Origin of the sequence: Mucilaginibacter sp. P25 (genome assembly GCF_050859465.1) — a bacterium.
Lineage (GTDB): Bacteria > Bacteroidota > Bacteroidia > Sphingobacteriales > Sphingobacteriaceae > Mucilaginibacter > Mucilaginibacter gossypii.
Genome location: NZ_CP193937.1, coordinates 575,590 through 596,904, shown reverse-complemented (window position 1 = coordinate 596,904; position 21,315 = coordinate 575,590). Strand labels below are relative to the sequence as shown.

Below are 21,315 nucleotides of genomic sequence, written 5' to 3'. Positions count from 1 at the left end.
TAGAGTAATTTCTATCGCTGTTTTTGTTTGAGCAATAAATAATATCTTCGCATTAAAATTTAAGCTAATCAAAAATTCCCCCTTTAGGGGGCCAGGGGCATGAAATATTTAATTGTAGGTTTAGGGAATATTGGTCCGGAGTATGTAGATACCCGGCATAATATCGGTTTTATGGTGTTGGATGAACTGGCCAGGCAAGAGGGAGCGAGGTTTCAAAACTCGCGGCTTGCTTATTATACCGAGGTATCGTTCAAAAGCCGTACGCTTTGCCTCATTAAACCTACTACCTATATGAACCTGAGCGGAAAAGCCCTGAGCTACTGGATGAAAGACCTGAAAATTCCGGTGGGGAATGTTTTAGTTATCGTGGATGACCTTGCCTTGCCGCTGGGTACCTTACGCTTAAAACCCAAAGGCAGCGCCGCCGGGCATAACGGCCTTAAAAATATTGAAGAGGTGCTTGGCAACAATAACTACGCACGCCTGCGTTTTGGCATTGGTGATAATTACCCCAAAGGCCGGCAGGTTGATTTTGTGCTGAGCCCGTTTGATAAAGACGAACAGCCCGAACTGCCTGCATTGATCGATCGTTCGATAGAAATGGTGAAGAGTTTTGCAACTATTGGAACCGAACTTACCATGACTCGTTATAATAAGTAACAACGTCGTTACAAACTAATATTTTAGTTAAAATTCCGTTCAAATCGTAATTCGCGTTGTAACGCGCGGGTGTGTACTTACGTCTTGTAAACCTAAATAACCTTATGAAACAAATCCTGCTAACGGTACTTTGCTGTTGCTTATCTATACTCTTATTCGCTCAAACAAAAACTTCCGTTGCTCCGGCAGTTCCTAATATTATTGTAAAAGGCATCATCATTGATTCGGCTGTAAATAAACCCATGGGGTATGTTACCGTTGCGCTCCAGGATGCCGCAACCAAAGCCCCGGTAAAAAGTACGCTTGCTAAAGACGATGGCAGTTTTGAACTAAAAGCGCCAGAAGGTAAAACTTACCAGTTAGTTGCTGTTTTTATTGGTTACGCCACCAAAACTATCCCGGTAAAACTTACAAATAATACATTTAATGCAGGCCGGATCCTGCTTTCGGCATCGAGCAAACAATTGAAAGAAGTTACCGTTACCGCCGTTAGGCCGGTAATGAAACAGGAGGTGGACCGCCTGAGTTATGATGTAACTGCCGACCCGGAAAGTAAGTCTATCACCGCGCTGGATATGATCCGTAAAGTACCTTTGTTATCTGTTGATGGCAACGACGCTATCAAGCTACGGGGTAATGATAATTACAAGATCCTGATAAATGGAAAAGAATCGGCCATGATGGCCAAGAACCCATCGGACGTGTTGAAATCTATGCCCGCTGCCAATATTGAAAAGATAGAAGTAATCACTACGCCGCCCGCAAAATATGATGCCGAAGGCCTTGCGGGGATCATCAATATCATCACCAAAAAAATGCGGACCAGGGCTATAACGTAAGTATCAATACGGGCTATAACAATGTTTTTGGCGAACGTGCAAACGTAAACGTAACTGTTAAACAAGGTAAATTCGGTTTCGCGGGTTACGCAGGCTACAACCACAGGCCCGTGCAAACTTCATCGTTTGAAAATATTACCAATTTTTATCATCCTAAATCGTCCCTTAACCAAACCGGGACAAGGGGCAATGGGGCTAACAATGTGTACGCCAGCGGTGAGCTGAGCTATGAGGTAGATACCCTGAACCTCATTACAGGTATGTATGATTTTTATAACGGTAAAGGTAAGCAGCAAAATAACCAGGTAACCAGTATTAGCGATAGTGTTGATGCTGTTACCCAGTTTTATCGCTTATTTAATTCGGGTAATAGTACATTTCATGGTGCAGACGCAGGCCTGAACTATCAGTTGGGATTTAAAAATCATAAAGATCAGTTGCTAACGGTATCATATAAATACAACAATAACAACAATGATCAAAATAACAATGCAACATCGGGTGCCGATAAAATTGGCGTTCCGCCTCCGGCAGATTATAAGCAGTACAATAATTCCGGTTCAAAGCAGCACGCTTTTCAGTTAGATTATATTCAGCCGGCAAAAATACTGACACTTGAAGCAGGCGGTAAAGGTATTCTGAGAAACAATTACAGTAATTTCCATACGGATACACTAACGCAGCCAGGTGTTTATCAAACTAATGACAGTCAAACTAACGATTTTACTTACAAGCAGAACGTTTACAGCTTGTATAACTCCTATTCGGTAAAGCTTGCCAAATGGGCCTTTAAGGGAGGCCTGCGTTTAGAACATACAACTGTTAATGCCGATTTTTCAACCACTAACAGCACCGTTCACCAGGATTATAACAATCTTATACCATCGGTATCTATCCAAAAAAGTTTAAAAAGCAGCAGCCTTACTTTAGGGTTCACCCAGCGCATCCAACGCCCGGGTATCTACCAGTTAAACCCATTTACTGATCGTACCAACCCGCAATATGTTAACATGGGTAACCCTAATTTGAAGGCCGCGGTTACCAATAACTTCGAGCTGGGGTATAGTAATTTTGCCAAAGGATCTATCAACCTGAGCACCAATTACTCGTTTGCCAATAATACAGTACAAAACCTGGCGCGGGTTGATTCGGCCGGGGTAACTACCAATACTTATGACAATGTGGGCTCTAACAAAAACTGGGGCTTTGATGCCAATATCAACTATCCTATCACCCCAAAACTAAATGTAAATGTCAATGCCGAACTTTTATTTGTTTGGCTTAAGGGCTACTATAACGGTTCGCTTTATAAAAACAGCGGTAACCAGGGACACATTTTTACTTATACCAGCTACAAATTTGACGGCGGCTATCGCGCCGGCTTAAACATTGGGTATGACAGCCGTTACGTATTGCTGCAGGGGAAGGATAATTATTATTTCTTCAGCTCTATCAGCGGTACTAAAACCATGTTTAAAGAAAAGGCCACGCTATCAGTAAACATTAATAATCCTTTCAAAAAATTCAACAAACTCGACTTCTACACCAAAACGCCCGACTTTGATACTTACACCGCTAACAACAACTTTTACCGCACCATTAACGTGAGCCTGAGCTACAAATTCGGCAGGCTTAACAGCAGCATAAAGAAAAATCAACGTGGTATTAACAATGATGACACCAGCAGCGGAAGCCGCAATTAACAACTTTAGTAACTAACCCGTTACCTGGCAGTGGCAAACGTTAAAAAGTGTTAAACGCATATTTTTTGGTGTCACGCCCGGGTATCTTAAACGTCTTATGACCAAAATCGCAATTATGAAACAATTTCTACTAACAGTGCTATGCTGTTTTGTCACGGGCATGGCTATGGCCCAGGCTGCCGCACCGGTCTCTGTTCAAAATATAACCGTTAAAGGTACTGTCATCGATTCGGCAACCAACAAACCATTGGGGTATGGTACGGTGGCACTGCAGGATGCCGCTACCAAAACCCCGGTAAAAAGTACGCTTGCCAAAGATGACGGGAGCTTTGAACTGAAAGCCCCCGAAGGTAAAACCTATCAGTTAGTAGTAGCTTCTGTTGGATATGCAACCAAAGTACTCCCGGTGAAAATAACCGATAAAACGTTTGATGCGGGGCGGATCCTGGTAGCAGCATCAAGTAAACAGCTGAACGAGGTAACCATTACCGCTGTAAAGCCGGTAATGAAACAGGAGGTTGACCGCCTCAGTTATGATGTTACTGCCGATCCCGAAAGCAAAGCGGTATCTGCATTGGACATGATGCGTAAAGTGCCGCTTTTAGCTGTGGACGGCGATGATAACATCAAGTTAAAAGGCAGCGGTAAATATAAGATCCTGATCAACGGAAAAGAATCGGCGCTGATGGCCAAAAACCCATCTGACGTGTTAAAGGCGATGCCGGCCACCAACATCGAAAAGATTGAGGTGATCACTACGCCGCCTGCAAAATACGATGCCGAGGGTTTGGCAGGTATAATTAACATCATCACTAAAAAGAACGCGGATCAGGGCTATAATGGCAGTGTCAACATGCGCTATAACAGTGTTTGGGGGCCGGGGTATAACCTGAACATGACAGCCAAGCAAGGTAAGTTCGGAGTTTCGGGTTATGCAGGTTTTGGTAACCAGAAGCGTAATACCAATACTTTTACTACTACCCAAACGCAGTTTGAGCCAAACTCAAAAATAGTAAGGTCAAACATATTACAGGATGGTACCAACTCATTTGGCGGTAAGTATCGCTATGCCAACGCCGAAATGAGCTACGAGATAGATACCCTGAACCTGCTCACTGGCTCATTTGAAGTTTTCCATGGCGAGTTTGATCAGGATGGTACGCAGCGTTCGGCACAAACCAATGAGGCCGGTGCACTTACACAAGGTTACAATCTATCGAGCAATGGTTATAATCATGACCAGGGACTTGATGCATCTATCAACTACCAGTTAGGTTTTAAAGGGCACAAAGATGAACTGCTTACCTTATCGTACAAATACAGCTATGGTCCAAGCAAAAACTTTACTGATAACCAATTTTCGGACAGGGTTAACTATTATAATTCCTTACAGCCAGATTTTAGACAGTATAATAACGCAGGTAACCGCGAGCATACCTTCCAGTTAGATTATGCTTATCCGTTAAAAAAATCAGCATTGAGGCTGGTGGTAAAGTGATCCTGCGTAATAACTTTAGTGATTACAGGCGCGAGGACAAAGACTCAACCAGTTCGGTATATAATGTAAACACAGGGCAAACCGGTGAATTTGATTACCATCAGGATGTTTATAGTGCTTATAACTCATACCAGTTAAAGTTTGATAAATGGACAGGTAAGGCTGGTTTACGTTTGGAGCATACCCAGGTAAATGCCGTGTTTACAGGTACGCCGCTTGATAAAAGCTATAATAACTTTATTCCATCGGTATCTGTTCAGCGCTCTATGAAAAGCAGCAGCATCAGTTTGGGCTTTACCCAGCGCATTCAAAGGCCGGGTATTTACCAGTTAAATCCATTTATTGATAAATCGAACCCTAAATTCATCAGCACCGGTAATCCCGATCTGAAGCCGGAGTTGAACAATACTTTTGAGTTGAACTATAGTAATTTCTCAAAAGGATCAATCAATGTTGGTTTGAGCTATGCGTTCTCCAACAATGCTATCCAAAACGTAACCAGCCTGATTCAAAACAACATGGGCGATCATATTGATACCGTTACGTTTACTACGTACCAAAATTTAGGCAGCAACCGATCACTTGGCTTAAACTTGAATACCAATTACTCAATCACTAAAAAGTTTACGGTTAATATCAACGGGCAAATTTCGCACGTGTGGTTAAAGGGAACTTATAACGGCCAGTTTTATAAAAATGACGGTTACACCGGCAACGCTTTTGCCAATATTGGCTACAAATTTGATGGCGGCTATCGCATTGGCCTCGATGCCGGTTTCTTTAGCGGGGATGTTACCTTACAAGGCAAGTCAAGCAATTTTATTTTTAACTCCTACGTACTATCTAAAGAGTTCCTGAACAAAAAGCTGACCATATCGGCAGTAGCCAACAACCCGTACAGTAAATACCGTACATTCAGATCGACCACACATACAGTTGATTTCGACCAGGAATCATTGTACCATAACCGCTACAGGAATTTTGCTGTGAGGTTAAACTTTAAGTTTGGTAAACTGAATGGCGATATCAAAAAGAACCAGCGTGGCATTAATAACGATGATACCAAAGGCGGGGGCAAAAGCAATGGCGGCGGCAATGGTTAATTGCTAATAGATATTTGTTAGGAGAGGCGCGTAATGGCGCCTCTTTTTGTTTTTTATCGCCATATCATAAAACAACAGGCGAGTTGAAATAGTCCCTGCTCATGATATATCGAAATCCGTAAATTTACCCCCATGAAAGTTTACGGAATAACCAATTGCAATACAGTAAAAAAAGCCCTCGACTGGCTTAAAGAAAATAAGGTAGCTTACGATTTCCAGGATTTCAAAAAGTTGGGTGTAAGCGCCGAAAAATTGCAGGAATGGGATACCAAAGCAGGTTACGAAAAGTTTTTGAACAAACAAGGCCTCACATGGAAACAACTTGAGCCTGCTGTTAAGGAAAGCATCAAAACCAACGCCGACGCGCTGCAATTATTACAGCAAAAAACCAGTATGATCAAACGCCCGGTAATTGAGGATAATGGTTTCCTTTTCTTCGGTTTTGATGAGAAGGTTTATGCAGATCATTTTTTGGGGAAGTAAGGATTTGGTGAACCGTATTTCGTGCCGTTGTTAGATAAACAACGGCGCGGAAATAATTATGTCATTGCCCGCCGTTGTTGGTGTTGTCACCAACAACTCTACGCCGCGTATTATCTTATGCTGTGATCGTTACGCATAAAATGATTTTTTAGTTCCTAATGATTAAATATTATTGGCAATAGCATCAATAAATAAAGTGAGCCGATTTTATTTATTTTAGCATATATGGCTGAAATTAACTTTGACTATCATCCACAATTTTTCACAGCAACAATTTTAGAATGGAAGCCATTGCTAACAGAAGATATTTATAAAGATATAATTATAAAAAGTCTGTTGTTTCTAAAAAACGAAGGAAGTATAGTTGTTTATGGGTTCGTGATAATGCCTAATCACATTCATTTGATATGGCAGATACAAGACGGACATACACGGGATTTGGTTCAAATGCGTTTCTTGAAATTTACGGCGCAGCAGATGAAATTCAGCTTATTGGATAGTAATGATGATAGATTATCCCTACTTATGGTTAATGCCAAGGATCGGAAATATCAATTTTGGGAGCGAAATTCCTTAAGTATTGATTTGTGGACCCCGGACGTTTTTATGCAAAAGTTGGACTATATCCACAATAATCCATTGCAGGAAAAATGGAAATTGGTTCAATATCCGGAAGATTATAAATATTCATCTGCCAGGTTTTATGAAACGGGGATAGACGAGTTCGGTTTAATTACACATCATGCAGGGTGAATAGTTGTTGGTGACAACACCAACAACGGCGTGGTATCTAACGCGTCCCTAATTTTTTAGCAATTGTTGGTGTTGTCACCAACAATAACCAATTCACCTGATAAGCAGCCTTTAAGCACGAAATCAATTCCTTAATTAAATCGGTAACAATCGTTTTACCAATCTTTTGCATCTCCCTAATTTGTAGTATACTTGTTCCTTTACGCAATTTATTTGACTGAACATGAAACTAAAACTGATGGCAGGTTGCAGCCTTGCCTTTATGTTGGCCGCAAGCGTGAGTTACGCCCAGCAGCCAGCGCCTACCACCACAACACCCCCGCCGGTTCTGTTTACGATTATCACGAAACTTTTGGTCCCGGTTTTTATACTAAAAATGGTACCGAGTTCCGCGCAGCGAGTGGCGAGCCAGGATATAAATACTGGCAAAACCGTGCAGACTACCAGCTGGCTGCCAAACTGAATGATCAAACCAACGAAATTACCGGCTCGGAAGTTTTAACGTATACCAATAACAGTCCGCAAACATTGGGCTTTATGTGGATGCAGTTGGATCAGAATCTGTTTAAGCTCGATTCAAGAGGTACAGCCATCGTTCCCCCGGCAGGTAGCCGTAACTGGGGCCGCGGCGAGGCGTTTGATGCCGGTTATAAAATTAAATCGGTAAAAGTTGCTGGTTTGAAAGGCGAATATGTCGACGTTAAATTCCTGATCACCGATACCAGGATGCAGGTTTTCCTTCCAAAAGAAATTGCCGCGAACGGCGGACAGGCTAAACTGAAAATTGAATACTCATTTGTGTCGCCAAATTATGGGTCGGACCGTATGGGCTACCTGCAAACCAAAAATGGTAAAGTTTATACTATTGCACAATGGTACCCGCGCGTATGTGTGTATGACGACGTAATGGGCTGGAACACCCTGCCGTATAGCGGCCCGGGTGAGTTTTACCTGGAATACGGTGATTTTGACCTGAACATCACTGCACCTGCCAACCATATTGTTGTAGCATCCGGCGAATTATTAAACCCGCAGGAAGTATATACCCCTGAGCAATTGAAACGCTGGGCAGCTGCCGAAAAAGCGAAAGCACTGTCATCATCCGCTCGGCTGCTGAAGTTACCGATCCAAAATCGCGCCCTGCCGGTAAAACCCAGTTAACCTGGCACTTTAAAATCAAGAATGCCCGTGATGCTTCATGGGCTTCATCTGCAGCATTTATTATCGATGCTGCCAAAATGGACCTGCCAAGCGGTAAAAAATCAACTGCTATATCTGCCTACCCGGTTGAAAGCGACGGCAACGATGCCTGGGGCCGTTCAACAGAGTACGTTAAAAAATCTATTGAGTATAACTCATCAAAATGGTTCGAGTTCCCTTATCCTGCTGCTACTGCGGTTGCAGGTATAGTGGGTGGTATGGAATATCCAGGCATTGTTTTCTGCGGAGCGAAAGCTAAAAAGGCAAGTCTTTGGGGTGTAAACGATCATGAATTTGGTCATACCTGGTTCCCGATGATCGTAGGCTCAAACGAGCGCATGTACGGCTGGATGGACGAGGGTTTTAATACGTTCATCAATACGCTTTCTACCGCTAACTTTAACAATGGCGAGTACAAAAACACAAGGGTGCCGGATATGCATACTATCGGTGCTTTCTTTACCAGGCCCGATCTTGAGCCTGTTATGAGCCAGCCGGCTAACTTAAAAGAGAGAAACACTGGTACCCTGCTTTACTCAAAGCCAAGCGCCGGTTTAGTATTGCTGCGCGAGCAGATCTTAGGCCCGGAGCGTTTTGATTTCGCCTTTAAAACCTACATTAACCGCTGGGCATTTAAACACCCAACTCCCGACGACTTTTTCCGCACGATGGAAAATGCAAGCGGCGAAAACCTGCAATGGTTTTGGAGAGGCTGGTTCCTGAACGACTGGCGTTTGGATGTTGCTGTAAGCGATGTAAAATATGTTGATAACGATCCAACCAAAGGCTCGCTGATCACTTTAGATAACCTGGGTAAAATGGCAATGCCGGTTATCCTGGAAGTTAAAACCAAAGGTGGTAAAGTTGACCGCGTAAAACTGCCGGTTGAAATTTGGGAGCGTTATGCGTCATGGACATTTAAATATCCATCAACCGAAGAAATTGAATCGGTTACTTACGATCCTGATAAAGTATTACCGGATTACAATCCTGAAAATAACGTTTGGAAAAAATAGCCTCTCTGGATCTCCCCCTAAAAGGGGAAACAAAAAAACCGGCGATGAGCGTTAGTTCATCGCCGGTTTTCGTTTGATTATCTTTAATTCCAGACTTTACGAAACCTTATAGAAGCTTAAAGGCTGCAATACAAAACTTGTTTATTGCAATGATATCTTCAGGATTTTATTATTCCTTGTATCGGCTATAAAAATATTGCCGCTTTTATCAACTACATGGCCTTCGGCATCAGCCAAGCCGCCGGCCACTAAGTTAGTAACGTTATCCTTGTTAACTTTTATCAACGAGGAGTTTGCGCTAACGTATAAATTACCCGCGGCGTCTAAACTTATCGCGTCAATACCGTCAAAAGTGGTGTTACGTACACCGGTTATTGCAACCGTTGTAACTACAGCAGCGGGAGTTATTTTCCGGATGCGTTGATTTAACAGGTCGGCAACAAAAACATTCCCGTTTTTATCTGTAGCCACACTTACCGGCAAATTGAAACTTGCCGCTGTTCCAGTACCATCTGTTAGTGCTGATATCGAGTTTCCGGCAAAAGTGCTTACCATACCGGTATTATCAATTTTCCTGATCACATTATTTTGCGGGTCGGCAACATAAAAATTGCCCAAGCCGTCTATACTGATCCCTGTGGGGTTTTTAAAAGCAGCCAATGTAAGCGAGCCATTTGTAAGGCCATAAGCACCGCTGCCGGCAAAAGTACTTACCGAGGCTGTAGGAGTAATTTTTCGTATTACGTGGTTTAATTCATCGGCAACATAAATGTTCCCGGCATTATCTATGGTTAATGCATCCGGGTGATTAAAGCAAGCTATTGCACCAATGCCGTTTACCAGCCCCGCAGTACCGCTTCCTGCAAAAGTGCTTACCGTTCCGGTGGTGCTTATTTTCCTGATCTTATTGTTTTTTGAATCGGCAACATATAAATTGCCATCATTGTCAATCACTATGCCAATTGGTCCATTAAAACTTGCCAAGGCACCATCTGCATCATTTGCTCCCGCTGTACCGCTGCCTGCAATTGTAGTTGTTACCGGTGTTAACAAATAGGTAAAAGAGGGGCCTACGATGGTTTTGCCATTTACAGTAACTTTTATAATTCCGCTTCCTGCTCCTACAGGTACAGTTGCGGTAAGTTTAGTTGCTGTCGCCGTTTTTACAATACCCTCTTTATCGTTAAAAAACACCTTGTCATCAGTTAAGGTTGTGCTGAAGCCGGTACCCGTAATTTCGACAAGGGTATTAAACGGGCCTTCATTTACATTGATGGAACTTACTGTTAACGCAGGGGGATCTGTTTTAGGGGGGTGGGATCTCCGCCGCTTTTAGAACACGAAGCCAAAATACATGTACTAAATAGAAAAGCAATTGAGAGAATTAATTTAGGGTTCAGGTGTAGCATTTTTATTAATTTGACACAAAAATAACTAATAATTGCCAGCTTATGCAACAATGAAGTTCAACTGACAAACAATTGAATACTACACCGTTATTTTACAATATCAAACACAAACTATCATGAAAAATAAAGTATGGTTGATAACTGGTTGCTCAACCGGTTTTGGCAGGGAATTGGCAAAGCTTGTTTTGCAATTAGGTTATAGAGCCGGTGTTGCAGCGCGCAATACAGATGACATAAAAGATATCGTTGACGGTTATCCTGAAACAGCAATAGCTCTGAAGCTTGATGTCACAAAAGCGGATGATATCAAAGCGGGTGTTGATACTATAACACAAAAATTCGGCACTGTTGACGTATTGGTTAACAATGCAGGCATCGGCTATTTTGGCGCTATCGAGGAGAGTGAAGAGGAGGAAGTAAGGCGTATGTTCGAGATTAACTTCTTCGGTCTTGCCAACATGACCAAAGCTGTTTTGCCAATTATGCGTGCGCAGAAAAGCGGCCATGTGGTTAATATCGCCTCTATAGGCGGATTAGTGGCTTTTCCCGCAGTAGGTTTCTATAATGCAACCAAATTTGCTGTCGACGGTTATTCCGAAGCGCTATCTAAAGAAACCAAACATCTTGGTATTAAAGTTACGGTGATTGCACCGAGTGGTTTCCGTACCGACTGGGCCGGCCGTTCGGCTAATAACAGTAAGATCGTTATTGACGACTATAAAGAAACAGCAGGTACAAACAAAAATAATATCCGCGGCTACAGCGGCAAGCAGCCGGGAGATCCGGAACGTGCTGCCAAAGCTATTGTTGACGCTGTAGAAGCAGAAAACCCGCCCTTGCGTTTATTATTAGGTAAAGCAGCATTGAAAGGGGCGCGCAATAAGCTGCAGGAGTTACAAAAGGATTTTGATACCTGGGAGGCGACTACCGTAGGCGCCGATTTTCCGGAGGGGGAGTAATCGCAGTCAAAGGAAATGTCATTTCGACGAGGTACGAGGAGAAATCCTGTACACCTGTTATGGCGGACATGCAAGTTCGCTAAACCGGCGTATAAGATTTCTCCCTGTAGTCGAAATGACATCACTATTTAAAAATCTTCTTCGTTTTCGTAAATTGCATCCACAATAAACGGAAGCCTATGGGACAGATTGTAATTGTTGCCTATAAACCCAAACCGGGCAAACAGGAGGCATTGAAGCAACTCTTGAAAACACATGTACCCCGCCTCAAACAGGAGGGGCTGGTAACCGACCGTGAATCAATCATCATGGAAGCTGCCGATGGCACCATCATTGAAGTTTTTGAATGGCTGAGTGCGGAGGCTATTGCAAATGCCCATCATAATAAAGCAGTGCAGCAAATGTGGGGAGAATATGCTGAAGTTTGTGATTACGTTCCACTAAATACGTTGAAGGAAGCCGGTGATTTGTTTGCCGGTTTTGTGCCTGTTAATTAAAGAATAGTCTCTGTGCCGGTTACTTTAAATACAGATCAAAAAGCTGCTTTCAAGGCAATTCAGAAGTTTCTTGACCATCCTGCAGCAGATGTTTTTGTACTGAAGGGTTACGCAGGTACCGGTAAAACCTTTTTGATGCAGCACATTGCTCAATGGCTTAAAGAAAAGGAAAGGAAGTTTTGTATGCTGGCAGCTACGGGAAGGGCGGCTACTGTTTTAAGAGGCAAAACGGGGTTCTCCGCTTCAACAGTTCATGGCGAGTTATATAATTTTGATAAGATAGACGGTCTTGACGAGGAAACATTGGCCGAAAGCTCAGCATCGGGCATGGCCGGACAAATGACCATGCAGTTTACAACCCGTTCTGCAGACGCCGAAACCACCATTTATATTGTTGATGAAGCTTCGATGCTTTCGGGCACGCTTACCGAGGGCAATGGCTTTGCCGTTTTTGGTTCGGGGATCCTGCTTTATGATTTTTTTCAGGTGGCTAATAAAAGCAAGATTATTTTTGTGGGCGATCCCTGCCAGTTGCCACCCGTAGGGCAAAGCTTTAGTCCGGCGCTTGATACCGACTGGCTGGCCAAACAGCAACGTTTCCCGGTATCGGTTAAGCTCTCAAAAATAGAGCGCAATAAAGATGATAATGATATTTTGGTTTTGGCGGCGGCTATCCGCACCATGAGCGAAAGCCGGGAGCGCATCAAATTTCCGAAGATTCCGGCATCAAACCTTAATAACGTAAAGCTTCACGCTACAGATGATATAATGTTTAACCTTTATGCAGCTAATTATAAGGCCGCAGGCCCCAATAGTTGTTTGGCCATAGCACGCAGTAATAAAAAAGTTCAAATGATAAACCGGGACATGCGCCGCGAACTTTTTGGTTCGGGATACGTGCCCCTGCAGGTGGGCGATGTGCTGCTGGTAACACAAAATAATTATTCGGTACCGCTCACCAACGGCGATTTTGTAATTGTGAATGAACTTGAAGAAACCGAACAAAAGCTCGGGCTGAAATTTCAAAAAGTGTTGGTTACCGCGCTGGCTTCGGGGAAGGAGTTTAAGATGCTGATTTCTTTAGATACGCTTGAAAGTTTAAAGGGAAATCTCACTAACGATCAATCCAAAGCGCTCATTATCGATTTTAATGACCAGATGAAGGCAAAAGGCTTCCATCAAAAAAGTGAACAGTATAGGGAGGCGATGCGCGAAGACCCTTATCTCAACTGTCTTAAAGTTTCGTACGGTTATGCTGTAACCTGTCATAAAGCCCAAGGAGGCGAGTGGAACAATGTTTACCTGTTTTTGGATAAGAGCATGTATGGTTCGCCATACTACGAACTTTGCAAATGGTGGTACACCGCCGTTACCCGCGCAAAAGATGAATTGAATTTGGTAAATGATTGGTGGGTTGCGTAGGAATAGCTGTTAAAAAGGAATAAGAAAAAGCATGGGATTGGTGCGATTTAATCTTGCGCTCGTTTGCAACGAACGCTTAATGTGGCTTGGCGATTGCATCGCCTTTGCGTTATAAACGCAAACCCAGGTTACGCACTCGTTACAAACGAGCGCGAGCTGAAAAAAGCGAACATTTGTAACCTTCTAAGGTTTTTATCCCCCATCTGCAACCGCTCATTCTTCAACTTCTTCTGCACATCCTGTTTATAATTACGGCCGATAGGTAACTCATGCCCGGCTACATCCATGCTGTAGGCATAGAAAGAATCTATTTTGTTCAACGAAACTATAAACGACCGGTGGATCCGTACAAACCTGCTCTCGGGCAGCATTTCTTCAAGCAGGCTGATCTTTTGCCGGGTAATGTGCACATGGTTATTTACAGCTACTACCTTAACATAGTCGCGCAGGCTTTCTATCCATAAAATATCATTGATGTTAACCTTGATGGTTTTACGGTCTACTTTTAAATAGATGAAGGTATGCGTATCACTTACAGGTTCTTCATGGGCAATCATAGGTTTGCCTTTGTGCTCGTTAAGCTGATAGATCTTATCAACAGCCCGCAAAAAGCGCTCAAAAGAAATTGGCTTTAACAGGTAGTCAACCGCATTGAGCTCAAAACCATCAAGGGCGTATTCGCTGTAGGCGGTGGTGAAAATTACTTTAGGCGGGTTCTTGAGGCTTTTCAGCAGGTCGGTACCTTTTATTCCCGGCATCTGAATATCCAGGAACATCAAATCGATAGGTTTTTGTTGCAAGAGGCGAAATGCTTCAATACCATCATTGCAGGTAGTGGTGACCTCCATCTCGCTGAAGCGCGCAAGATAGTTTTTCAATACCTCAATGGCATGCGGCTCATCGTCTACTATAAGTGTGCGGATTTTCATGCGGTGACCATTTGTTGTACAGCAGCGTGTTTTATGATTTTCAGGTCGAGGTCAAGCGCCACAAAAAAAGTATCTTCTTCGTTCACGATCTTCAGCCGTGAGGTATGAGGATACAGCAGGTTGAGCCTTTTGGTCACGTTCTTTAGCCCGATATGTCCCGGCGTATGGGCTTCTTCAACAGAGCGTTCGGGTTTGCCGTTGGCTACTTTTAACTTGAAGTGGTTTAGTGTAACACTAATATCAATATTGATCCAGGTAGCGCCCACCTGCTCGCTGGTGCCATGTTTAAAGGCATTTTCGATAAAAGGTAAAATGAGCAGCGGGGCTATAGTTTTATCTTTCAAATTACCGGTAATGGTAAAGTTAATGTCGATGCGGTCTTCATAGCGAAGTTTTTCGAGCTTTACATATTGCTGCATCATAAATACTTCCTTCTCCAAAAGCACTTCGTTATCTGAGCATTCATAAAGCATATAGCGCAGCAGGTCCGACAGGCCAATAATAGCCTGCGGCGATTTTGGCGAGTTGTTGAGGCTTAATGAATAAAGGTTATTAAGGGTATTAAATAAAAAATGCGGATGTACCTGGGCTTTCAACGCGTTGAGTTCGGCTTCTAATGCTGCCTGCTTGCGCTCATACCACATTTTAAAAAGTTTAATAGCAAGTACAAACCCAGTAAACAGGTTAGTCCCTTTAAATGAATTTACCAGGCTTTGCCCATCTGTTAACTGCTCAAAAAACGGACTTTGGGTGGAGGCAATATAACCGGCATCTGTTACGTGCATCACCCTGATCAGGTAGGGCGCAACAAAAGGATTCCGATGGTACGGCTGATAAACATACATGCAAAAACAAGCGGTACCAGCATCATGAAAAACATCACATATCGCTTTTCAAAAACGTATTTGGGCACCAGCCAGTAGGCAATGGCATAGTAATACGCAATTTGTATGGGCATGTACAAAAGGTTATTGCGTAAGGATACCCAAAAATTGGTCTGGAACGAATAAAGCGTCGTGATAAAAAACGATACAAATACCCAAAATATCACGTGCTGCCAAAAGCGCGGCAGCTTTATATTATTGAGCAGGAGATCGAAACCGGTATTCATATAGCTAATTTACTGTAAAACAGTTTAATTGGGCGGCTTTTAGGATAAAAGTGCGACAAACTGCAATCATTTGATGACGAGACTACCTGGAGTAAGGCTGCTTCGGTGCATTTTTCAGGTCGGATCTTTATTTGTCGTATTAAAATGCGGTTAATCGTAACTGGCGGGTTGTGTGCCTACGCTATTTTCATGCCATTTTATGGGTCCTTAATTTTAGTTTATATTAAAAATAACACCATGAAAAAGTTAATTATCACAGTTTGTATCCTGGCATTTGCAGCAGCTGCGGTGCAGGCTCAAAATAAAATAACAAACGTACGCGGTTTTTGGGTAGTTGAACACAATATTAATTTGCCCCGCGTGCAAACCATTAAGTTTTATAACGATAACAATAAGCTGATATACGAAGAAACAGTTTATAGTAAGCTCAACATTAAAAAGAAAAAGACCCGCCTGGCGCTTGACCAGGTCCTTGACAGGTTGAACGAGCGCACCGCCTATGTTGAAAGTAAAAACCTGGTAATGCTGAGCCTTGATTTAAGGCATTAAGACCTTTTTTAAATATACGTTTAAAAAACCGGTAGCCAGCGCGAGGTATGGCTCCGGTTTATTTTTTGAATCCTTTTTTCTTAAATCTAACCGTCTTGTGTCTTCAGTTCCCCGTCAGCAGGTAAGCTTCGGGCGAAACCGGGCAGAACAATGCCGGCCTGTGCTGCTGTAGGGGCATAGCAAGTTTTTGCAGAAACGGGGACAACGAGCGAGCGAAGCAGGGCAAAATAATTGCAGCCCGTGGTTATGCCCGGTTTGCAGGGCAAAGGCCTTGAGCGCAAAGAAGCCTATCTGCTGACTTGATTTTTGGTTCTTTTTATCAAGAAAAAGAACAAAGCCAACCCGCGGCGAATGAGCGGGCCGATATCAGTTAACTACAACTAAATATCTTGCTTGCCTTGTAAGCCTAATCGTAGGATTAATACTCCAAATACTTCTCTACCCTTACCGCTACCAAATCTCCCTCGGCATACTTTCCGGTTTCCTCGCTCAAAACCCGTAGGGTAATATCTTCATGCCTAATGATCAGATCCTCATAAAAACCTTTAAACAACACCTGCTTAACAACCCAGCTTTTGGTTGCCGCTATCAATTTAATTTTGATTTGCTCAGGATAAACAACCGCATATTCTTTGGTTATGTCAATGCCGCAAAAACGGGCTTCATGAGCGGTTAGTACGTTGCAATTGGTGAGCAATTGGGCCGTATAAAGAGATTTGGGATGTTTGTATAGAGCCTTGGGATTGCCATGCTCAACAATTTCTCCTTTGTTTATAACAATGAGCTCATCTGCCATCGATAGTACTTCGGCCGGGTCATGGGATACCATGATCACAGTTAATCCAATTTCTTTAACTATCTGCCTGATATCATGCTGTAAACCTTCTCTGAATGAAGTGTCAACCTGGTTAAAAGGCTCATCGAGCAGTAGTACCTGAGGATGGGTAATGATGGCCCTTGCAATGGCTACGCGTTGCTTTTCGCCGCCGCTCAGGTCGGCCACCCGCTTATCGGCCATGGCAAACATGTTGAGCTGTTTAAGCACCCTTTCAGTTTTCTCCTGTTTGGCTTTGAGATCTGTTGCCGGCAGCATAGCAGCCACGTTATCCCAAACTTTGGCAAACAGGTTAAGATCATCGGTATGCTGGGTTACCATTTTCATGGCATCATGACCGGGGATCAGCTTTTCTTCAGGGCCCCAAATGCGTTCACCTTTAAAGTAAACGGTGCCTTCATCGGGTGAGAGCAATCCATATAACAAGCGTAGTAAAGTGCTTTTACCGCTGCCACTTTCGCCAATAATGGCGGTGATTTTGCCCGGCTCAATAATGAGCCCGGTTTTTTTACACCGGCCTGCTGTTTTCCCGGGTATATTTTACTTATGGCAACTGCCTGCAAAAAAGGAATCTCTGACATCAGGGGCAAAGATAAACCGTTGATGGTTATGATTACGTTGATTACGTTGATTTCTTTTCTGGGATTACATTGATTGCTTTTATGATTACACCTATTTTATTGATTACACCGATCGTTTTCGAGATGGGAGCTTGCTGAAGATTATCAAATCATTTTAATCATTCACAACCAAAAATAATCAGCGAAATCAACGCAATCACCTTAAATCAGCGGTCAGAAGCCAAAAGTCAATCCAAACGAGAAGTTTCTCAAGCCTTTTTGATCCGGGCTGTTTTCAAACATATCGTTGAAGTAATACTTGGCATAAAGACCCATGATGCCGTATCCCATGCGTACAAACACGCCTTTGCGCAGTTTGGCAAAATGATAGTCGTCGTTAAATTTTTGCTTGCCATTTTCCTCACTGATTTGTTTTACGCGGCCGTTAAGCAAGATGCCAATCTCCGGACCGGCAACTAACCTGAAATAATTCCCCCGGTCATCTTCATGGCTGCGGTAATAGAACGATAGCGGTATGCGAAGGTAGGTTGATGAAAAACGGTTTTTGCTGAAGTGGATACTGTCCTGAACGTAGGTGAGCACCGGCGCGTTACGCTGTATGGTGATATCATTACGTAAGCGGATATGGGTCCAGTCGAAACCGCCGGATACATAGATTTTGAAAGCACTGTTAAAGCGATAACCAAATTGCAGTACGTCAAAGCCAAAGTTGCTTGTTTTCCACTGGCGGTAGCTTAAAAATTTGTTTTTGTCGGATAAAGTAAAGCTCCCGTTGTCAATCAGCGTAGCAAAACCAAGGTCGATCCTCGAAAAGGTTACCCCGAATGAAAAGCCCGGCGCTTTGTGTGCGTGATAGGTGGTATCAGGCTCATCATTATTAATGTTAACCTGGGTTACGTCATCGCCAAAGCCAAGTTTTACTTTAACATGCTTTTTATGTGTAGTGGTATCGGTGGTGTTTTGTGCAGAATCGGCAGGTGTGCTTTGAGCAAAACCAAAGCTTGCGGCAAGGCATATTGTGATGGTAAAAATAAGGCGTTTCATATGTTGTGGTATGTCTATAGTTCGCTAAGATATTATTTGTCTTTCTCTTTTTTTACTTTAATAAAGCCCAGGTTCAGGCCTGTAATAGTGGCATCGTCTTCATCGGTATTACTGAATTCAATTACTTTGTCTTTACGTTTATCAACAGCGGCTATCACAACGTTAAAAACATCGCCAAGGCTGCGGATGCGGTGCCTTTTTACAGATTTTGCTGTAGCAGGAACGGCATGCGGCGGTACCTGGGCTATCAATATCGGCTGTGTGTTGTCGCTGGCAATGATGGTTGATTTCGGGCTGATCCTGGCTGCTGTATCCGGGGCTGCGGCGTTAACAACAGGATAATCTGCGGCAGGGGCATTTGCTAATAATGGTTCATCTGTATGGGCGGTTACAGGTGAGGGGATAGGATTTACCGGCTGTGATACAGATGGTGTCAAATTGCTTTTTATTTTGGTTTTATTAAGTTGCGCTATAGTATTAACAGGTGCTATAACCGGATTTGCGGGTACTTTGTTTTGCGCCGGGGTTGGAGGTACCACAGGCTCAACTGTAACTGCAACGGATTGTTTTACCGGTTGATGGGTTTTAACTATTTCTGTTGGATGGTCATTATGTTTAACTCTTTGTTTAGGGATAAACAGGATACCTGCGGTGATCACTAATATAACACCTGCTGCTGCGCTTAGCAAAGGCAATAATATTCCTTTACGCCTGCCGGCGTTTAATTCGGCGTTGATGCCCTGCCATACATGGGCCGACGGTTGTATTTCCAGGTCATCAAGCTTTTGTTGAAACAGCCTGTCCAGTTCCTTATCCTGCATATCCATAACTTTTGCCCTCTATTTTAGCAATTTGTTCTTTCAATATTGTACGAGCCCTTGACAGCTGTGATTTAGAGGCACCCTCGGTAATGCCTACAATCTCCGCTATCTCTTTGTGCGAATAGCCTTCCAGCGCGTAAAGGTTAAATACTATCCGGTATCCTGGTGCCAGCTGCTGTATCATGCCCATCAGCACCTTTGCATCCAGGTTGGCCGCTGCTATTGGATTAACCGATGGCTCATGCCCTGCCTCGTCAATATCAATTATCTGCATCATTTTATGATGTTTGCGATAGTATTCAATTGAACTGTGAACCATGATGCGCCTAACCCAGCCCTCAAATGAACCATCGCCCCGGTAATCATCCATTTTGTGGAAAACCCTTATAAAGCCATTCTGCAACATATCTTCGGCCTCCATGCGGTCGGTGGCATAGCGCATACACACCCCCAGCATTTTTGAGGCAAACTGTTTGTAAAGCAGTTCCTGCGCCTTCCGCTCGCCGGCCCGGCAGCGGTCTATCAGTTGGTGAATGGTATATTTAGGTTCCAAAAACATCATTTATAAGTAAGATGGAAGAGTGATGCAAATGGTTGCATGGTGATGGAAATATTTTGGTAATTAGTTTTAACGCAAGAATGAGGTATAAAGAGAATGTAAGAATAGATATTTTATTTGATGGTTTTTGTGTATATTTATTAAAATTTATGTGTATGAGAACGAATGTAGATATTAATGATGAGCTAATCGCTAAAGCTCAGAAATTGGGTAATATAAAAACAAAGAAAGCAGTAATTGAAGAAGCTTTGAAGTTATATGTTACAATTGAAAATCAAAAGAAGCTTGCTGAATTATGGGGGAAGGTTGAACTCGATGATAAGGCTTTTGAATAATGGATATTATTTTGGTAGATACATCCGTATGGGTCAATTTTTTCAAAGGAATTGAAACAGATTCAAGTAAATTTTTAAGGAATAATTTGGCAAATATGGTAGTGGCAACTTGTCCTACAATAATGCAAGAGATTTTACAAGGTGTAGTCTCAGAAGCCGAAGTAAAGAAGATTAAATCTTATTTTGATAGTATGACTAAACTAAAAGGAGATCCTTATGTAGCCGCTACTGAAGCCGCAAGCTTATACCGTGATTTAAGAAAAAGAGGCATTACTGTACGTAAACCAAACGATTGTCTCATTGCTGTTTACGCTATAAAAAATAAAGTAATCCTTTTAAATGACGATAGGGATTTTTATTTCATCGCAGCACATTCATCTTTAAAAGTAATGAACTTCACTTAAGAGTTACTTCTTCTCCCTATATCTTTTATAAATCTTAACCGCTATCATCAGTATTACAGCCAACGATACCAGGCCAACAACACCAAAGATCCAATTCAAAGCGCTCTTAAGCACCACAAGGAAAACAATGGCGAACAGAAAAATGGTAGCAACTTCATTCCACAAGCGGAGCTGAATGGATGTCCATTTGAATACGCCGTTACGCATCTGTTTTATTTTATTTTGGCAGATGAAATGATAGATCACTAAAGCCACAACAAAGGTCAGTTTGATATGCATCCATCCAAATTGAAGCCAAATTGGCTTGAGGATAAGCATCGTTGTGCCAGCTGCTATAGTAAGGTACATTGAGGGGATAGTTATGATATTCCATAACTTGCGTTCAATGATTTCGAATTGTTTAGACAATATAGTACGATCCGGCTCGGGCTTATCCTGGGCTTCGGTATGATAAATAAATAAACGTACGCTATAAAATAACCCCGCCATCCAGCAGACCACAAAAATGATATGTATAGCTTTTATGTAATCGTACATGTCAATTAATACATGTCATTGCGAGGAACGAAGCAATCGCGAACTTTACAGAGCGACTTGCATAGTTC

Annotated in this window: 24 protein-coding genes; 15 read left to right on the top strand and 9 right to left on the bottom strand. The window is 42.7% G+C overall.

The genetic code is table 11. The annotated features are described in order from the left end of the window. Positions 1-99: 99 nt before the first annotated feature. The 9 genes from pth (at position 100) to ACRQ5D_RS03035 (ending at position 9,255) form a co-directional block, all read left to right on the top strand. A complete protein-coding gene (pth, locus tag ACRQ5D_RS03075; RefSeq protein WP_091165482.1) occupies positions 100-660 on the top strand; it encodes an aminoacyl-tRNA hydrolase in 561 nt (186 codons plus the stop codon). Between the two features lie 104 nt (positions 661-764). Beyond that, positions 765-1,499: a carboxypeptidase-like regulatory domain-containing protein gene (locus tag ACRQ5D_RS03070; protein WP_431199073.1), complete on the top strand. Its 735-nt coding sequence runs from the start codon at positions 765-767 to the stop codon at positions 1,497-1,499. A 110-nt stretch (positions 1,500-1,609) separates the two neighbouring features. Next, positions 1,610-3,202 (top strand): outer membrane beta-barrel family protein, encoded by a 1,593-nt coding sequence (locus tag ACRQ5D_RS03065; protein WP_431199072.1) that lies wholly within the window; start codon positions 1,610-1,612, stop codon positions 3,200-3,202. Between the two features lie 115 nt (positions 3,203-3,317). Further along, positions 3,318-4,700 carry a carboxypeptidase-like regulatory domain-containing protein gene (locus ACRQ5D_RS03060; RefSeq protein WP_431199071.1) on the top strand — a complete coding sequence of 461 codons (1,383 nt, stop codon included), beginning with the start codon at positions 3,318-3,320 and terminating at the stop codon, positions 4,698-4,700. Next, the gene (locus tag ACRQ5D_RS03055; RefSeq protein WP_431199070.1) at positions 4,697-5,803 is read left to right on the top strand and encodes an outer membrane beta-barrel family protein; all 1,107 of its coding nucleotides are present in this window, start codon (positions 4,697-4,699) and stop codon (positions 5,801-5,803) included. Before ACRQ5D_RS03060 ends, ACRQ5D_RS03055 begins: the two co-directional genes overlap by 4 nt. Positions 5,804-5,935: 132 nt before the next feature. Continuing rightward, positions 5,936-6,286, top strand: a complete 351-nt coding sequence (locus ACRQ5D_RS03050; protein WP_091165489.1) for a Spx/MgsR family RNA polymerase-binding regulatory protein — start codon at positions 5,936-5,938, stop codon at positions 6,284-6,286. 225 nt (positions 6,287-6,511) lie between these two features. Continuing rightward, positions 6,512-7,039 carry a transposase gene (locus tag ACRQ5D_RS03045; protein ID WP_091165493.1) on the top strand — a complete coding sequence of 176 codons (528 nt, stop codon included), beginning with the start codon at positions 6,512-6,514 and terminating at the stop codon, positions 7,037-7,039. Positions 7,040-7,252: 213 nt separating this feature from the next. Continuing rightward, complete coding sequence (locus ACRQ5D_RS03040; RefSeq protein WP_431199068.1) at positions 7,253-8,200, top strand: hypothetical protein; 948 nt, start codon at positions 7,253-7,255, stop codon at positions 8,198-8,200. 77 nt (positions 8,201-8,277) lie between these two features. Further along, positions 8,278-9,255, top strand: coding sequence for a M1 family aminopeptidase (locus tag ACRQ5D_RS03035; RefSeq protein WP_431199067.1), 978 nt, complete (start codon positions 8,278-8,280; stop codon positions 9,253-9,255). Positions 9,256-9,396: 141 nt separating this feature from the next. Here the strand turns inward: ACRQ5D_RS03035 and ACRQ5D_RS03030 are convergent, their stop codons facing one another. Further along, positions 9,397-10,530, bottom strand: coding sequence for an IPT/TIG domain-containing protein (locus ACRQ5D_RS03030; protein ID WP_431200938.1), 1,134 nt, complete (start codon positions 10,528-10,530; stop codon positions 9,397-9,399). Positions 10,531-10,780: 250 nt separating this feature from the next. Here ACRQ5D_RS03030 and ACRQ5D_RS03025 point away from each other — a divergent pair, with 250 nt between their 5' ends. The 3 genes from ACRQ5D_RS03025 to ACRQ5D_RS03015 all read left to right on the top strand — a co-directional run bounded on the left by ACRQ5D_RS03025 (position 10,781) and on the right by ACRQ5D_RS03015 (position 13,542). Next, positions 10,781-11,623, top strand: a complete 843-nt coding sequence (locus ACRQ5D_RS03025) for an oxidoreductase (protein ID WP_091165501.1) — start codon at positions 10,781-10,783, stop codon at positions 11,621-11,623. Between the two features lie 179 nt (positions 11,624-11,802). Then, positions 11,803-12,120, top strand: coding sequence for a hypothetical protein (locus ACRQ5D_RS03020; RefSeq protein ID WP_091165504.1), 318 nt, complete (start codon positions 11,803-11,805; stop codon positions 12,118-12,120). Positions 12,121-12,132: 12 nt separating this feature from the next. Continuing rightward, entirely contained in the window at positions 12,133-13,542 is a 1,410-nt protein-coding gene (locus ACRQ5D_RS03015) for an ATP-dependent DNA helicase (protein ID WP_091165506.1), read from the top strand. A gap of 128 nt (positions 13,543-13,670) precedes the next feature. On the opposite strand, the gene ACRQ5D_RS03010 is transcribed toward ACRQ5D_RS03015, so the two are convergent. From ACRQ5D_RS03010 to ACRQ5D_RS03000, 3 genes are read right to left on the bottom strand one after another with little or no spacing between them, the layout of a single operon-like run. Next, positions 13,671-14,471 carry a LytR/AlgR family response regulator transcription factor gene (locus tag ACRQ5D_RS03010; RefSeq protein ID WP_432328436.1) on the bottom strand — a complete coding sequence of 267 codons (801 nt, stop codon included), beginning with the start codon at positions 14,469-14,471 and terminating at the stop codon, positions 13,671-13,673. Further along, on the bottom strand, positions 14,468-15,256 hold the full coding sequence (locus tag ACRQ5D_RS03005; RefSeq protein ID WP_432329696.1) for a sensor histidine kinase: 789 nt from the start codon (positions 15,254-15,256) through the stop codon (positions 14,468-14,470). Before ACRQ5D_RS03005 ends, ACRQ5D_RS03010 begins: the two co-directional genes overlap by 4 nt. 8 nt (positions 15,257-15,264) lie before the next feature. Then, on the bottom strand, positions 15,265-15,582 hold the full coding sequence (locus ACRQ5D_RS03000; protein ID WP_432328435.1) for a hypothetical protein: 318 nt from the start codon (positions 15,580-15,582) through the stop codon (positions 15,265-15,267). Between the two features lie 237 nt (positions 15,583-15,819). Here ACRQ5D_RS03000 and ACRQ5D_RS02995 point away from each other — a divergent pair, with 237 nt between their 5' ends. After that, positions 15,820-16,131, top strand: a complete 312-nt coding sequence (locus ACRQ5D_RS02995) for a hypothetical protein (RefSeq protein ID WP_139159988.1) — start codon at positions 15,820-15,822, stop codon at positions 16,129-16,131. 418 nt (positions 16,132-16,549) lie between these two features. On the opposite strand, the gene ACRQ5D_RS02990 is transcribed toward ACRQ5D_RS02995, so the two are convergent. The 4 genes from ACRQ5D_RS02990 to ACRQ5D_RS02975 form a co-directional block, all read right to left on the bottom strand. Then, positions 16,550-17,431, bottom strand: coding sequence for an ABC transporter ATP-binding protein (locus ACRQ5D_RS02990; protein ID WP_431200937.1), 882 nt, complete (start codon positions 17,429-17,431; stop codon positions 16,550-16,552). A gap of 329 nt (positions 17,432-17,760) precedes the next feature. After that, a complete protein-coding gene (locus tag ACRQ5D_RS02985; protein WP_091165522.1) occupies positions 17,761-18,591 on the bottom strand; it encodes an outer membrane beta-barrel protein in 831 nt (276 codons plus the stop codon). A 32-nt stretch (positions 18,592-18,623) separates the two neighbouring features. Continuing rightward, a complete protein-coding gene (locus tag ACRQ5D_RS02980; protein WP_091165525.1) occupies positions 18,624-19,418 on the bottom strand; it encodes a hypothetical protein in 795 nt (264 codons plus the stop codon). Further along, positions 19,402-19,971, bottom strand: a complete 570-nt coding sequence (locus ACRQ5D_RS02975; protein ID WP_091166936.1) for an RNA polymerase sigma factor — start codon at positions 19,969-19,971, stop codon at positions 19,402-19,404. The genes ACRQ5D_RS02980 and ACRQ5D_RS02975 overlap by 17 nt, the downstream gene beginning before the upstream one ends. Positions 19,972-20,051: 80 nt before the next feature. Here ACRQ5D_RS02975 and ACRQ5D_RS02970 point away from each other — a divergent pair, with 80 nt between their 5' ends. Further along, a complete protein-coding gene (locus tag ACRQ5D_RS02970) occupies positions 20,052-20,306 on the top strand; it encodes a type II toxin-antitoxin system VapB family antitoxin (protein WP_208102359.1) in 255 nt (84 codons plus the stop codon). Then, the gene (gene vapC, locus ACRQ5D_RS02965) at positions 20,306-20,710 is read left to right on the top strand and encodes a type II toxin-antitoxin system VapC family toxin (protein ID WP_091165528.1); all 405 of its coding nucleotides are present in this window, start codon (positions 20,306-20,308) and stop codon (positions 20,708-20,710) included. The genes ACRQ5D_RS02970 and vapC overlap by 1 nt, the downstream gene beginning before the upstream one ends. Before the next feature lie 3 nt (positions 20,711-20,713). Here vapC and hemJ read toward each other — a convergent pair whose 3' ends face one another. Next, on the bottom strand, positions 20,714-21,247 hold the full coding sequence (gene hemJ / locus ACRQ5D_RS02960; RefSeq protein ID WP_091165531.1) for a protoporphyrinogen oxidase HemJ: 534 nt from the start codon (positions 21,245-21,247) through the stop codon (positions 20,714-20,716). Positions 21,248-21,315: the final 68 nt, after the last annotated feature.